General features: G+C 40.5%; 20 protein-coding genes and 1 pseudogene. All 21 read left to right on the top strand.

The features are described 5' to 3' along the window. Nucleotides 1-71 precede the first annotated feature (71 nt). Nucleotides 72-959: a hypothetical protein gene (locus EHR07_RS03500; protein WP_135743814.1), complete on the top strand. Its 888-nt coding sequence runs from the start codon at nt 72-74 to the stop codon at nt 957-959. After that, on the top strand, nt 956-2113 hold the full coding sequence (locus tag EHR07_RS03495; RefSeq protein ID WP_135743813.1) for a metallophosphoesterase family protein: 1158 nt from the start codon (nt 956-958) through the stop codon (nt 2111-2113). The genes EHR07_RS03500 and EHR07_RS03495 overlap by 4 nt, the downstream gene beginning before the upstream one ends. After that, nucleotides 2110-4443 (top strand): AAA family ATPase, encoded by a 2334-nt coding sequence (locus tag EHR07_RS03490; protein WP_135743812.1) that lies wholly within the window; start codon nt 2110-2112, stop codon nt 4441-4443. Before EHR07_RS03495 ends, EHR07_RS03490 begins: the two co-directional genes overlap by 4 nt. 578 nt (nt 4444-5021) lie before the next feature. Continuing rightward, entirely contained in the window at nt 5022-5273 is a 252-nt protein-coding gene (locus EHR07_RS03485; protein ID WP_135743811.1) for a hypothetical protein, read from the top strand. Between the two features lie 5 nt (nt 5274-5278). Next, nucleotides 5279-6013 (top strand): hypothetical protein, encoded by a 735-nt coding sequence (locus EHR07_RS03480; protein WP_135743810.1) that lies wholly within the window; start codon nt 5279-5281, stop codon nt 6011-6013. Next, entirely contained in the window at nt 6003-6425 is a 423-nt protein-coding gene (locus EHR07_RS03475; protein ID WP_135743809.1) for a hypothetical protein, read from the top strand. The genes EHR07_RS03480 and EHR07_RS03475 overlap by 11 nt, the downstream gene beginning before the upstream one ends. Then, nucleotides 6422-6625 carry a hypothetical protein gene (locus EHR07_RS03470; RefSeq protein WP_135743808.1) on the top strand — a complete coding sequence of 68 codons (204 nt, stop codon included), beginning with the start codon at nt 6422-6424 and terminating at the stop codon, nt 6623-6625. The genes EHR07_RS03475 and EHR07_RS03470 overlap by 4 nt, the downstream gene beginning before the upstream one ends. Further along, entirely contained in the window at nt 6615-7250 is a 636-nt protein-coding gene (locus EHR07_RS03465; protein ID WP_244288910.1) for a methyltransferase domain-containing protein, read from the top strand. Before EHR07_RS03470 ends, EHR07_RS03465 begins: the two co-directional genes overlap by 11 nt. Then, a complete protein-coding gene (locus tag EHR07_RS03460; RefSeq protein ID WP_135743807.1) occupies nt 7247-7627 on the top strand; it encodes an ASCH domain-containing protein in 381 nt (126 codons plus the stop codon). Before EHR07_RS03465 ends, EHR07_RS03460 begins: the two co-directional genes overlap by 4 nt. Then, a complete protein-coding gene (locus tag EHR07_RS03455) occupies nt 7624-8013 on the top strand; it encodes a hypothetical protein (protein ID WP_135743806.1) in 390 nt (129 codons plus the stop codon). The genes EHR07_RS03460 and EHR07_RS03455 overlap by 4 nt, the downstream gene beginning before the upstream one ends. 7 nt (nt 8014-8020) lie before the next feature. Next, entirely contained in the window at nt 8021-8236 is a 216-nt protein-coding gene (locus EHR07_RS03450) for a hypothetical protein (protein WP_135743805.1), read from the top strand. Next, complete coding sequence (locus EHR07_RS03445; RefSeq protein WP_135743804.1) at nt 8233-8535, top strand: hypothetical protein; 303 nt, start codon at nt 8233-8235, stop codon at nt 8533-8535. Before EHR07_RS03450 ends, EHR07_RS03445 begins: the two co-directional genes overlap by 4 nt. Before the next feature lies 1 nt (nt 8536). After that, on the top strand, nt 8537-8734 hold the full coding sequence (locus tag EHR07_RS03440) for a hypothetical protein (RefSeq protein ID WP_135743803.1): 198 nt from the start codon (nt 8537-8539) through the stop codon (nt 8732-8734). Between the two features lies 1 nt (nt 8735). After that, entirely contained in the window at nt 8736-9527 is a 792-nt protein-coding gene (locus tag EHR07_RS03435; protein WP_135743802.1) for a DNA-methyltransferase, read from the top strand. 21 nt (nt 9528-9548) lie between these two features. Next, nucleotides 9549-9821 carry a hypothetical protein gene (locus EHR07_RS03430; protein WP_135743801.1) on the top strand — a complete coding sequence of 91 codons (273 nt, stop codon included), beginning with the start codon at nt 9549-9551 and terminating at the stop codon, nt 9819-9821. Between the two features lie 133 nt (nt 9822-9954). After that, nucleotides 9955-10074, top strand: a pseudogene (locus EHR07_RS19320) (DUF5681 domain-containing protein); the annotation flags it as partial. Between the two features lie 6 nt (nt 10075-10080). After that, nucleotides 10081-10392 (top strand): hypothetical protein, encoded by a 312-nt coding sequence (locus EHR07_RS03425; RefSeq protein ID WP_125172479.1) that lies wholly within the window; start codon nt 10081-10083, stop codon nt 10390-10392. Next, on the top strand, nt 10362-11657 hold the full coding sequence (gene terL, locus EHR07_RS03420; protein WP_100728824.1) for a phage terminase large subunit: 1296 nt from the start codon (nt 10362-10364) through the stop codon (nt 11655-11657). The genes EHR07_RS03425 and terL overlap by 31 nt, the downstream gene beginning before the upstream one ends. A gap of 2 nt (nt 11658-11659) precedes the next feature. Further along, entirely contained in the window at nt 11660-12967 is a 1308-nt protein-coding gene (locus EHR07_RS03415; protein ID WP_135743800.1) for a hypothetical protein, read from the top strand. Then, entirely contained in the window at nt 12964-14091 is a 1128-nt protein-coding gene (locus EHR07_RS03410) for a hypothetical protein (protein ID WP_135743799.1), read from the top strand. The genes EHR07_RS03415 and EHR07_RS03410 overlap by 4 nt, the downstream gene beginning before the upstream one ends. Beyond that, on the top strand, nt 14078-14328 hold a 251-nt coding region (locus tag EHR07_RS03405), incomplete at its 3' end, for a hypothetical protein (RefSeq protein WP_208739690.1). The genes EHR07_RS03410 and EHR07_RS03405, both read left to right, overlap by 14 nt.

Here is a 14328-nt window from a genome sequence, read left to right as displayed (position 1 = left end):
CCAGGGATACGGTTATGATACCTACGAACTGGAAATGGAATTTAACGGAAAAATAGAAAAGGAGCTACAACATGGCTGAATCAACAACACAAGAAAATTCGATCTTGCTTTCGAACGGAGAGATCAATCCCAGTGCGTATGCAAAGGACCCAATCGAGAAACTCAAAAACCTTAAGACATTGTTCCCAACAGAGAAATACAATATCGTAATGTTTTCGCAGTTTCTAATGAACTCCCTCCCGGAAGGAATCTCACTAAAACCACAGTTTGTAACAGTAAATGATGATGATTTGTGGGATGAAAAGAATGCCTCTGAGGTAAATCTAAAACCAGGTCACGTGATGTTGAAATCTGAAAAGGTGATCAATATTGCCCAAGCAATGGGAATCCGACTTGAGAAAGTTACAGAAGATGAAACCAAGCTCAATGGTATACCTCATTTGCGTATCGAGTATGTTGCCTCTCTACGATTGCCAGATGGAACAATTGTTAAATCATCTCCAGTAGGAAAAAGCCTTCCAATTACGACGTCTTCTGGAAAAAACCAAGCTCACATTTATGAGAGTGTTGATCGAAAAGCGAAACGAAATGCGATCAAAGAGATGCTTGCGATCCCTACTCAAATGAAGAGAGAGGAGGCTCAAAAGATGTGGGTTTGTGTCCGGGCCATAGTTGGCGATGGATCTATCGAATCGCTCGAGCAAGGAAAAACCATTGAGGCATCGGCAACTGTAGCAAAAGAAAGCCTTTATGGAGATACTGCACCTGCGATCGAAAAACCATACACAGCTGATGAATTCAAGAATTGGATCAAAGAATGTTCCACTAAGCAACGATGGGAAGAGCTACGGGATACTCTTTCGCAAGATATCATCGAAGACGAGTTAGTTTTCCTTGGTCTGAAAACTTTACTCGGGAACAAATATCGGGAATTGAATCCTAAGGAGGCAAAGCTATGATTAAGATTGGTAACATTGCAGACATCCATCTCCAAGGTGGATTCGAATCCAAGGAAGCAATCGCACTTCTCAAGGCAGGCGAAATCTTTCGGGAACGGAATGTGGACCTCGTATGCGTTGGTGGAGACATCTTTGAGGATGTTTCCACTGAAGAACAAAGGTTAGTTTTCAAACAGTTCATTGATGGATTTGCGGCAAATACTCCGATTCTTGTCATTCGAGGGAACCACGATAAACCGAAAGAACTCCTATGCTATCAGAGTCGAGTTTTTGGGAATGTTTATGTTTCGGAAACTCCTGAAATCTTTGATTTCTATCTAGGTCAGGAAAAAGAGCGTATCCAATTCCTTACGATTCCACATTTCTCTGCAGGTGCCCTGGCTCTCCAATCAAAGAGTGTCGAGCAGTTAGCGGAGAAAGGAACCAATGCATTTATGGATCTTTTGGATTCTTATTACCAAAAAATTCAGAATGCTGATTTTCCTTCTTTTGTTCCCTTTCACGGAACAATCTCGGATGCAAAATTGGATAACGACCGCATCCCTCGGATGAACGGAATTCACTTACCGCTCGGCCTACTCGAATCTTTTGGATGCCCGGTTGTTGGTGGCCACTACCACAAAGTACAAAATGTCGGTGGCAAGGTTTGGTATCCTGGATCGATCACTCGCCAAACATGGGGAGAGGCGAAAGACGATAAAGGAATTTTGATTTGGACTTGGAATGGAGGATTATGGGATGAAATGCCTGAATTCATTTCACTGAATCCAGAGCCGATGATTTCTATTTCTGCAAAGTGGAACGGAACCGAATTTATTGGGGAATCTGGTGAAACGATCGATCTGACAAAGATTTCGGAATCAAATGCAAAACTTCGATTTCGTTACACGGTAGATAAAGAACTCACTCACACAATTCCCACCAATCTGAAAGAGATTCTATCTGCAGTAGATCCAACGGTAAAAATCGAGAAAACTACAGTCACAAAAATTGCAGTTCGAAACGAGGAGATAGCAAAGACAAACGATATCGAAGAATCCCTTCGAATCTATTTCAAAAGCAAAGGGATGGAAGATTTTGATATCGAAATCCATCTCGCAGAACGTCGAGCTATCATTCAAGCTCAGGAAGTAAAAGAAGAGGTTGCGGCATGAAAATCTTGGAAATAAAAAACAAAGGATCTATCCCATTTCCAGACGGGATCACATGGACTCCCGGAGATGATTCAAAGATTGCCATCGTTGGCGATAACGGATCCGGGAAAACAACACTTTTAGACACTCTTTCGATGGCATTCTATGGAGTGACACCAAACAGACGTTCGGAATCAGGAAGAGAAGAGGGTGCGATTTACGGATGTTTCAAAGACAAAACATCCTCCATCGAAGTGAAAGCCGAATTCAATGGAAAGCTGATTCACGTAAAAAGACTCATCGATCCAATTGCGAAAACTCAAAAGCCTTATCTCTATGTCGATGGGAAAGCAGTCACAGAAGGGAAGCTCAAAGAATTCCAAGAAAAGTTTTTGGAACACACTGATCTTCCGGAGGAACTTTTCCTATCGGCTCTGTACCACAGCCAAAAAGGGAAGGGTCACATCGTGTCCCTGGACCAAGCAGGATCCAGAGAGCTTCTCGGAAACCTTTTGGGATTCCAAGAATACGATTCGGAATTCGAGCTTCTTGAAAGTGAAAGAAAGGCTCTTGAGAGTAGCATTGCTGCAGATGATGTATTGTTTAAAAATTTAAACTTTATCATCGAAGGCGAATCGAATGCTCAGAATAGTTTGAGTGATGATCTGAAAGAAAAAACCAAAGTGGAAGGCGAACTTCTATCTTTGGAAAAAGTTCTATCAGAAATCCAACAAAGGTTAGCGGATTACAAAGCAGGATCTACAGAAGTTCGAGAATTGATTGAATCTAAAAAAACTCTTTCAGCTGACAAAGAGGTTTTGGAAAAGGAAATCGAGGATCTATCCGAGAGACTCAGAAACAACGAGGCTTTAAAAGAAAAAGAACCTGAGATCAGAACTGCAGTCGAAAAGAAAAATTGTTTGGAAAAAGAGATTTCGGAATTGGATAAATCAATCCTAGAAATCAAAACCAAAATCGATATCGAAACGAAGGCAATTGAAAATTCAAATAAAGAGGTGACTCTTGAACTTGAAAAACTCGAAAACCAGAAGACATCGACTCGCAATGAATTTGATACTGCGAACACACTCCTTTCCGAGTATCGATCGAAGCTCGCAAAGTTGACTTCGGAAGTGACCGAATGCCAAAAGAAAGCAAGCCTTCTCGAAAGAGTTCCCTGCAATGGAGTTGAAGTATCAGGCAAGCAACTAACAGAAGCCTGCGAACTCCTGGCCGATGCTGTAAAATCGAAAGGTCGAATCGAAGAGCTACAGAAAGAATTTGATTCGATTACTCTACAAGTGGAATCGCAGGTTAAAAAAATTGATTCTTCTAAGTTGGAAATGCAAAGAATCGATTCCGAAAAATTGCTCACATCCGAAAAACTGAAAACTTTCGATTCAGTTAAGGAGCTAAGAAACAAAGAAGATGAAATCAGAAAACAAATTTCAGAAAAGAAAACTGAAATCTCTACTTTCGATGAAACTCTAAAACATCTTGCTCATTTAGATTTAATAGATGAACGGATCCGTGATTATCAGGCTAAAATCGATATCTCAACGAACAAGAAAAAGGATTTGGAATCGAAGCTTTCCGAAATCGAATCTTTGATCACCGCAAAACAATCCGATGTTGATGGACAACTTTTAATTGAGAAGGAACTGAGCGAAGCCCGATCCAAAAAGACAATTTTGAATCAGAGAAGAGATGAGCTTGTATCTAATATTTCCAAATTTGAATCAAAACTTTTACAGGTAAAAGAAGCAAAAGAGAAACTGGAATCACTTGGTACCAAGACTAAATTGGAAAGGCTTGGACGGATCAAAAATCTTTGCGAGGCCCTTTCTCCAAAAGGTGTTCGGGCCCTAAAGCTGGATGCGAGTGGTCCAGAGATTTCAGCAACCATCAATGATGTTCTTTCGGAATGCTACGGATCCCGATTTCAAGTATCCTTTAAAACAACAAAGGAAACTGGGAAAGGAACGATCAAAGAGGACTTCTCCATTGCAGTATACGATGAAGAGACCGGTGAGGAAACCTTCGTAGATAATAAATCCGGGGGACAGGAGGCCATCATCAAAGAAGGAATCTCATTAGGTGTGGCCGTATACAAGATTCAAAAAACAGGAAAGGCCATTGAAACTCTGATCCGAGATGAAGCGGATGGAGGACTTACACAAAAAAACGCCTACCTTTACCAAAAGATGTTGGATAAGGCGATGACGTTAGGTGGATTCAAACAGGTCATTTTCGTTTCACATAAACCGGAAATTCAGGATCTCGCTGACTGTGTTTTTCGAGTCGCGGATGGAAAAATAGAAAAAACACAACGTGAGGTAATTTCTCTATGAACGAAGCAATGTTTGAACTAGGTATCACGCTGATGTATCATTCGATTGTGTTAGGAAGTGTTGCTTGGGGGAGGCCATTCCTCCGAGCAATGAGTCAGCAGGTATTGAGGATCAATTTGAAACCAAAGCGTTCAGTTGAAGTAGTTCGTTACCTTCCATTAGGCGGTAAACTATGAATGATTTTTGGTCTAAAATGCCACTTGATGCACCATTGCGAATTCGTAGTGGTAGGAGACTTTTCATTCTCGGGCTGATCTACTTTCGAATAGGATCGAAAGAGTCATGGCAGGGTAGGATTAAACATATCGTTGATCTAGCGAACGAGAACACCCCTTTGGGAATGCCTCGGTGGACTTACGCAATGGTAGACTACGATTTAAGATGGCTTCGAAAGGAAGGTTGGGTTCACGCTTCTCGGCCGGCTCGGAACAAGGCCCTCGTTTATTCTAGAACACGGCCAACAGATATTCTTCCTTTCCCTGATATACAGGAGCCAAAAGTTGAAGTTGTAAAAGTTCAACCGATGGAATTGGTTTCAGATGTTTCATTCGATGAATGGATGAAGGAGATCAAAGTATATGAGTGCACCTAATTCTCTTAACCCAAGCGTTTCCTTTCGGGAACACCCGGAGAAGTTCATTCTCGAACATTGCGAGAACAAACAAGGTGATTTAGAACAGAACATTCTAGAGTTCCTTCGCAGGCTAACAACTGTATACAAGGTTAAAATGCCAACGTTGAAACTGGAAAACTTTCCTGTTTCATTACATACGGTTCAAATGAAGAGAGCGATGGAATATTTCGAGAAAAACAAAAACAAGGCAGCTTAATAATTATGACTCAGGCAACACTTACACAAAAAACAGAAGATCAAATCGATCGTGAAGTTGCAGAAAAAACATATACTGTAGTTTCAGCCGATATCAAAACATCTCTCAAATTAAAAGCACAAGTTCTTCAAAACTATGAAATTACTGTGGATACCGGAGAGAAAACCAATACAAACATCTGGAAAATCGTTGGATCTATGAAAAAGTTGATCAACGAAATCCAAGGGTGGGATTTGCCAACATCGAAAGATCTCGAAAGGGATCTAAATTCCCATCTTGCAAATCTCGCTCTTCAATTTGAAGCAACAGAATTGTCCCTTAGAGAAAATCGAATTAAAGATAAATACAGCCGGTTACCTTCTATCGAGAAAATTCAAATAAATTTTATAAAACAAAAGGATTTCAAATTAGCAGGTAGAGCTAGGCCAATATTCGAATTACAATTCCAATCTAATGATCCAGAAACGCTTTTGCCAATATCTCATAACATGATCATAACTCGTGCATGCTTAGATGAAATATTGCAATCAGTAGAGTCGAAGGAATTTAAAAAATTACGTTCGCTTTGTGAAAAGTTTTTCTCCGAAGCGGATCTACATCTAAGTAATTTCAATAAGGAAGTTGAAAAGAAGCAAAAAGAAATCAAGGAATCTACTCGAAAGGAAAATTCACAACTAAACCTTTCAATCGTTTCAGATACAGAAGATAACTCCGACGGAGAATTTGAAGATGAAGACTAGAACAAGATCAAGAACCAAGAAATCAATTCTTGGTGTCCCTTCTGAAGCACAAGAGCAAGCATCCCTCATTCACTTACTTGGCGTAACGTATCCAACGCTTAAGTTTAGGACTGGGATGGAAGCAGGTAAAAGGAATCCTCTTTTTGCAAAGAAACAAGGTGTTACTTCTGGTTGGTCCGACTTACATTTTCCGTACGCAAGAAAAGGGAAAATCGGTCTTTGGATTGAGATGAAAAAGAAGGATGAAAAACTATTCAAGAAGGATGGTAAAACACCAAAGGACGAACGAGTAAAAAACCAGATTGAGACTGGCCGTTTCCTAGTAGCACAAAATCACGAATTCCATTTTGCATTTAGCGCCTTACAAGCGTTCGAGATCATAAAAAACTATTTTTCGGAGGAAAAACCGTGAAGTCAGAACAGGAAGTCAGACAAAAAATATTCCTTTGGTTTTTGGAGAAAACGGCCTCAAAGGAAATAGCTGAAGGTGAAAGAGATTCACTAGATGATGGTGAATTGCTAGATTCCTTATGTTGTAATACCTGGGCTGATGTAACGGATCAAGATATAGAAGATCATTGTAGTGAGGCACTATCCTACTATGCAGAATAGCATTGTGATTAATATCACCCCTCTATCGATCGTTGAAAATTACAATGAGTATGCGAGATTAATGGGCCTTCCTGAATCCCTTTTCCTTTATCCAAATGGGAAACGTTTCTTTGGTGAATGGGATTACGGCCAGAACTTCAAAAACATTTCTGGATACAAAGGAGCCTACGCAGTTCAGGATATGGTCAGGTTAAATGCGGCCATTCCAGATATGGGGAACCTCCTTCACCTCTTTTCCGGTTCGATACCAGCTGGACCATATTGTCGTTTAGACAGTAATTTTGCAGTGATCGGAACCCAAGTTCCCGTCCGTGATGTAGTAGGGGATGCAACTGAAGTTCACCTTCGCTTTCCAAAGGAATATTTTGACGTTGTGATGGCAGATCCTCCTTGGAGTAAGTATCATAGTGAAGAAATATATAACTGTAGTTTGGTGGATAAAGCAAAGGTATTGAAATCAGTCCACAAAGTCCTGAAACCAGGTGGAATCCTGATTTGGAAGGACTATTCAAAACCTGTTTGGTCTGGAAATGAATATGACTACCTCGGAAGGATCTCTATTGATCCTTCTTCCGGCCATGATGATCGAAGTTTCAAGTTTTACAAGAAGAAGGGGGTTTTATGATTATAGGCTTCAATGAACGTTTCGTACCCAAGATTCTCTCAGGAGAAAAAATCCACACTATCAGAGAAGATGCACATAATCGTTGGAGTCCTGGACGAATTATGAACATGGCCACTGGCGTCAGAACAAAAAAATATCATGAGTTTGCTACTTCAATATGCACCCTTACAGTTCCAATAATCATCAATCCAGAAAAGGAAAGAGTTCTTATCGAAAACGGGAGTGGTCTGGTTTATCGATATGATGGTGTCTTAGCCTTTGCCAAGAACGATGGCTTTGATACTTTGGAAGATTTTTGGAAATGGTTTCATGAATACCAAGAAAGGAAGCTGATTTACTGGGCTCCACTTTCAACGATCGGGAGGGCTAAATTATGACACTTGATCCTCGCTCAACTCAAAGAGAATATGAAGCCTACTTCTACAGAGAAAAGAATAAAGGCAAAACACCGATGCCAAAGGAAGACTATGACCAGGAAAGGCTGGAAAGGGGTAAGTTCAGAAGTGATGGAACTTATGTCGGAATCGAATGGACCCAACGTCTCGGCCTTCCAAAATATCTGAAGGAATTTTATAACCCGGAAACAGGTAGGCTTGATCTGGAAGCGATTCAAATACGGATCTCAACAGTTCAAAAGATCATTGATACGTTCCCGATGAAGAGGAACAAGCGATTTAGTCTTAGGAAAAGAATTCGCGAGATTAAAAACTATATTGAGAACGAAGTAGATCACATTGGTAGATTGAAAACGTTCATTGGATGAGGATTGTATGAGTGAGAAAAATCACGAATTCGAAAAAGGTTATCTTTGCGCAACTGCCGAAATTATAAGAACGCATGGTGAAGATACAATTGCCTTAGACGTTTTCAAGGGGTGTCCGATGACAATAAACGAGATGAGAAAAGCTGGGATAGAAGAGTTCGATATAGAGGCGTTGAAACCAATAGTTAAAGAATGGCGAAGAAAGGAAAAATTGAAGAAATGAACCAACTAAATAAACTCATAGAGCAATATCACGGCGATAAAGTTATGTTATCATTAGTCTTAGAGGAAATTTTACAATCTAAATCCCCGAAGTTAATGATTGTATCTGATTGGATTAAGCAGCTCGCTTCCCGTCCTACTTGCGGAGTAGAACAAAGGAAGTTTTTGGATGAGGTGGAGAAGATACAGCTAAGATCCACCTCATATAACGATCCAGGCAATCCAGTTCAATACCGTGATTTAATAGATTTATGTAAATCCTTTGGTGTAAGCACACAAAAAGTAATTAAAGGAATGTGATATGTTTAGCACAAAAGAAAAACAATTAACTATAGCGAAGTTTCGTTTGAATTTTTGCACTATGATTTTAAAAAATCCATTTTTTGCATTATGGTATTTAGGAAGTGGAAAATATGAAGAGGATCTATATGTAATAAGGTCATCTATATTTCCTCCACCACCTGAATATTTCGAGAAAGGTGGAGTTGGGAAAAATTAAAATGCTATACACTACACAAAGGTTTAGCATCTCTGACAATGTGAATGTTCAACTTTATAACGACGACTGCTTTAATGTTTTCCCAAAGATCAAAGACCATTCCATTGATTTGATCCTTACCGACCTTCCGTACGGAACAACAGACTGTGAGTGGGATAAGGTTTTACCATTCAGTGAACTTTGGAATCAATATCACCGAGTAATAAAACCGAATGGCGCCATTGTTCTTACAGCCTCACAACCATTTACAACAGATTTGATAAACAGCAACCGGAAAGAGTTCCGATACGAGTTGATTTGGTATAAAACAAAGTCCAGTGGATTCCTTAACGCAAGGAAGATGCCAAACAAATCGCATGAAAACATTTGTATTTTTTACCAAAAGCTTCCTACTTACAATCCTCAGAAGTATGAAGTATCAAAGAACTTCGCTAAGAAAGGAAAACTTGTAGGAAACGCTGGGAGCCAACTCTTCAAAATCCGCGGCCCAAAATCTCAGGACTATCAATACATCGATGATGGATCTCGTTTCCCGGATTCCGTATTGTGTTTCCCATCGGAAAGCGAGAAGGGGATGCACCCAACACAGAAACCTCTTTCCCTTATGCGGTTCCTTCTCCTGTCTTATTCCAATGAAGGAGACTTAGTCTTGGACAACTGTATGGGCTCCGGGACCACCGGTGTTGCATGTGCTGAACTAAACAGATCCTTTATCGGCATTGAAAAGGACAAAGAAATTTTTCTAAAAGCGAGAAGAAGGATTCTTATGCCGGAAAACAATCATTGGAATTAAAAACAACCAGGAGTATCTCAGATGCAAATAACTAAACGGCCGACAATCTCTATCGAAGTTTCACTCAATGATCGACTATTTCGCGGAGTCATGCGAATGAACTCAGGGAACCCTTCCCGAATTCTATTCATCGTTTGGGGAAAAGAATGTGATGCACCTATGGCACGTGTTTGGATAAAAAAATCAGGTGCTTTTGTTTATCATGCGGCTACTCCATATTTAAATTATGAAGAATCGCAGGCCCTTCTTTATAAATTGTATAGATTCGCAGAAAAGCACATGGAAATTCTTTAGTTAGAAGAAATACACGCACTGACTACTAACGTTCCCGATCAAAAGATAAATTTATCTTTTGATCCAGTTCTAATTATATCCAAAACTGGAAAAAGCTTGAAAGCAATGCTATATGTATTTTTAAGCTGTATTGATGAGTAAGACACCTGCTAACAGGAAAAAAACAGGAGGAACAGCAAAGAATTCCAAGACGACTTTTAGGAAAGGTCAATCAGGGAATCCATCAGGCAGGCCTCCATTGCCAAAAGATATTCTAGAAATGAGAACAGCTTCCAAAGAGAATTTGATTCGAGCCTACTATAAATACTCTACAGCAGATCCAGATAACCTCCCTCTTCCTGAAAACCTACTAGAACAAGGTGTAATGTCTGCTTTCAAGGAATTTGGGAAAAAGAAAGGAGGAGGCCGAAACAAAAATATGGATTTGTTGTGGGATCGAATCATGGGAAAACCAGAAGCTAAATTGGAGTTGAATGGGAGTCTACCGTTGCCAACTGTCACACCAATCCTCGTCGTTCCAGACAGAATGGATTTTGATGAATGGAACAAACGATTCAACCAACAATCCTAAAACCTCAATTCAAACAGGCCCAGCTGATTGCTTGTCCTGCGAATGAAATACTTTTCGGAGGAGCACGAGGAGGAGGCAAGACAGCTGCTTTACTTTTAGATTTCCTTTCCCAATACAAAATTCTCAAAGGAAAAACTAGGGGTGTTATTTTCCGAAGAACTTATGCTGAACTAGATGATATCGTTTCAAAATGCCGTGAATTTTTGGAACCGTGGGGTTTCGTACGAAATAAAGGGGACAATGTATATACACATCCAAGTGGAGCATTCCTAAAACTTCGCTATTTAGAATCACCGGACGACGCAGATAACTATCAGGGCCATGAATACAGCTGGCTGGGCTTTGATGAAGTTGGGAATTTCAAATCTTTTCTTGGAATTGATAAGCTCAAGTCTACCATTCGTGGATCTGGACTTCCTCCTCGAATTGTCGTTACTGCCAATCCAGGTGGAAGAGGACACACATTAATTAAAGAAAGGTATTCAGTAAACAATCCTTATAAGATCGATACGTCTCCAATGGGTTGGTCCCGATGTTATATTCCTTCTTTGTTTTCCGACAATCTCATTTTAATGGAAAAAGATCCTGCCTATTTAGCTCGAGCAACAGAAGACCTTCCTGAATATTTGAGAAGAGCTTGGGAGTATGGAGATTGGAATATCTCATCGGAAGCAGGAATGTTTTTTTCCAGAGAAGATTTCGAAATCATCGAACCACACCAGGTTCCTGGTATCATCCAATCTGTACGATGTTGGGATAGAGCAGCATCGGAACCATCCGAATCATATCCAGATCCAGACTGGACAGTTGGTGTAAAAATAGGTGTGGATCATGCAAAAAATTTTTATATTCTCGATGTAATTCGTTTTCGAAAAAGAGCATCTGATGTGAAATCCAAAATCCTCCAAACTGCGCAGCTTGATGGTATGGGAAATAGAATATTACTTTTCCAAGATCCAGGCCAAGCAGGGAAGGACCAATCAGAAGATATGGCAAGATCTCTCTCTGGATTCTATGTGACAATTCAATCTGAGACAGGAGCAAAGCATGTTCGTTGGTCACCGTTCTCCGCTTCGGTACAAAACAAAATCACTAAACTTGTTCGTGCTCCTTGGAACGCTGCTTTCATCGATGAGTTAGTTATGTTAACAGATAATGATAAAGACTATGCTCATGATGACCAAGCAGACGGCGCAGCCGGCGCGTATAACTTACTAAACAAAAATTTGCTTGATGTTAGTCCCCTAGTATTCGCTAAATCGTAAAAGTGTCAATATTACGTCGCATTACAGCTTCGATCCAGGCATGGAGATACCCGAAGGAACCGGACTCCACCTCTGCTGCAGTCTTTTCGAAAGAGAAAGAGGAAAGGGAGCAATCGCTTAAATATGAGAAAGCTGTAAAAGCTATTCGTGAGAAGTATCATTTCATAGATGAATTAGGTGCTCTCGCAGTAAGGGCAATTGTGGACTTCCGAGCATCAGCCATTGCAGGTGGAGAAATTTCTCTATCAGGAGAGAAGAAGACAACTGATATTCTGAAGGATTGGTTCCAAAGAGCGAACGTTTACAAAAAGACTGTGGAATTCGCAAAACTTGCAGAACGCGAGGGCCGTCTTGCAGTTTGCTTGTATGTTATGGAAACTGGAGACATCGGTCTCAAAGCGCTTCCTTACTCTCAATACAAATACCGTCTCAAATACGATAAATATGGAAAAGTAGAAGGGATCGGTTACGACACAAAAGATGGTGAATACGAAATCTTTTCGCCTTACTTGGTTTATCTCACGTACTCAAACAATGACGAAATGACTGGAGAGCAACAGATCCCTCCCAAAGTTGCCTACTGCCTCAATGATATCGAAGAGATAGATAGGCAGATGAAACATTGGTCAAAAGTAAATGAGTATTTTGCGGATCCAACTCCTCATCTCGATACGGAAGAACAAAATTTCTTTGAGCCGTTGAGAAATATAGTATCAGGAAAGCCTCCCAATGGTGGCCCAAAAGATGAAGGTAGCAGAAAATGGAAGTTAGGTCAGGGCCTTGTAACCTGGAAGACTACTCTAAAATATGTACAGGCAGATCTTTCCGGTGTTGAATCCTTGGACCGAAACATCCAAGTTAGAGCACAAAGGATCTCCGTTATGTCGGGATATCCTATCTATCTTTGGTATCCAGAGCTAATGTCGAATCGAGCGACTGCAGTTGAGATAGCTTCTGATACAAACAGCGCAACTGTGATGGAAAGAATCGGACATCAGGAGCTTTGGACTCAGATTTGCATCAATGTTTGTGCAATCTCAAATCAGTTTTTTGGATCTGCTTTGAATCCAATTGGTCTTTATGCAACACTTCCACAAATCTCTGCTGCACAAATTAAACTTTTGATTGATACGTTCCAACCTCTCGTAAATGCAAAGCAAATCTCAGTTAGAACTTTCTTAGAAATGCTACCAAATATCGATTCAGAGGAAGAAATCAAGCGCCTATCAGATGAAAGAAGTGGAGAGATCGCAGGTATTTCAAATGCGCTTTTGAATACTCAAACAAATGAAGAAGAGGTGATTCAATGATCGTTCATGGCTATATTCAAGCAAACATCGATTGGAGATCCATAGTAAAGGATCCAGGTTCTCTTTCCGGAAAGGTGGTAAAAGTCTATCTTCTGGCAAAAGAAGGTTTTTCGAATCCAAGAATCCTCGGTGGACTATCTAAACCTTTGGAATGGACAGCGAATGCAATCAAGTCTTTGTACAGCACAGTTCATACTTCGATCCAAGCTTATGCGGGTCATGGTGAAACTAGAATCGATGAATCACGTCCAAAAGTAGGTAACATCGTAGGAAGCACACTCAGAGATATTGGAGGAAAGCTTCATCATTATGTGGCAGTTGCTTCGGAAAAAGATCACAGTTATGATGTGATATCGATGGAAGCGGATATTTCCTACGAAGATCTTCCTGACAAAGGCATTGTAAATTCCATCAAACAGCTAACTGGAGTCGCTCTCGGGAAAAAGGGAAAAGATGTTCCTGGAGTCGAGGGTGCTGAGCTCGTAGCTTCAATGCAATTTTTTGAACCAGAACCAGAACCGGATCTGGAACCCGGAAAACCAGACAACAAGGAGAATAAGAAGCCAATGACAATCGAAGAAGCGATCAAGATGATCAAAGACAATGGAATTCCTGCTACACGAATCTGGACTGTTCCAGAGTTAGTTGGAAAAATTTCCTTCAAAGAAGGGAAAATCGAATACGAACCAGGGCAAGATCATAGACTTGCTGATGCAATTGGACGGCATTTTGTCCATACGGCCCAATCGCAGATTGATACATTTGCACAGAAGGCAAAAGACGCAGATTCAATCAAAGAATCTTATCAGAAAGTGAAATCGGATTTATTTCAAACGCAATCTTCAAAACACATTGAGACGATCGTTAAAGAAAGATCTCTCACTCCAGAACACAAAACCTATTTGGAGAAAGTTTCCATTGGTTTTCAACCGAAAGAAAAACCAGAGGAAGAATTCAAACAGTTCGTTGATTCAAAATTAGATGAGTTCAAAGGACTCGTTGATGCAGGACTCGTAAAACTTTCTGCAAAACCACAAGGAGCTAATCCTCCAGAGCCAGGTTCCGAAGGAAAATCGTCTTCTTATGAAGAATTACTTGACGGAGAAAACGATGGCAAAGAATAATCAACCTCAGACAAATCCTGAATCTCAAGCAAGCTCTACGGAGCAACCAACAGTTACGACTGCGGAAGGGATTCAGGAACAACCAAAGAACGAGAACGCAGACGCAAAACCACCGGAGGAAACCCCTACCACAGGCGATGCGACACCATCTACGGATGGACCCACTGAATCTCAAGCAAGCTCTACGGAGCAACTTGAGGCTACGGCCCCAACTTCAAACACAAACTACCATACGTT

Origin of the sequence: Leptospira bandrabouensis, assembly GCF_004770905.1 — a bacterium.
In the GTDB taxonomy this organism is placed as follows: domain Bacteria; phylum Spirochaetota; class Leptospiria; order Leptospirales; family Leptospiraceae; genus Leptospira_A; species Leptospira_A bandrabouensis.
Note: the sequence above shows the minus strand (reverse complement) of the source record. Positions and strands in the feature narration are given on the sequence as shown.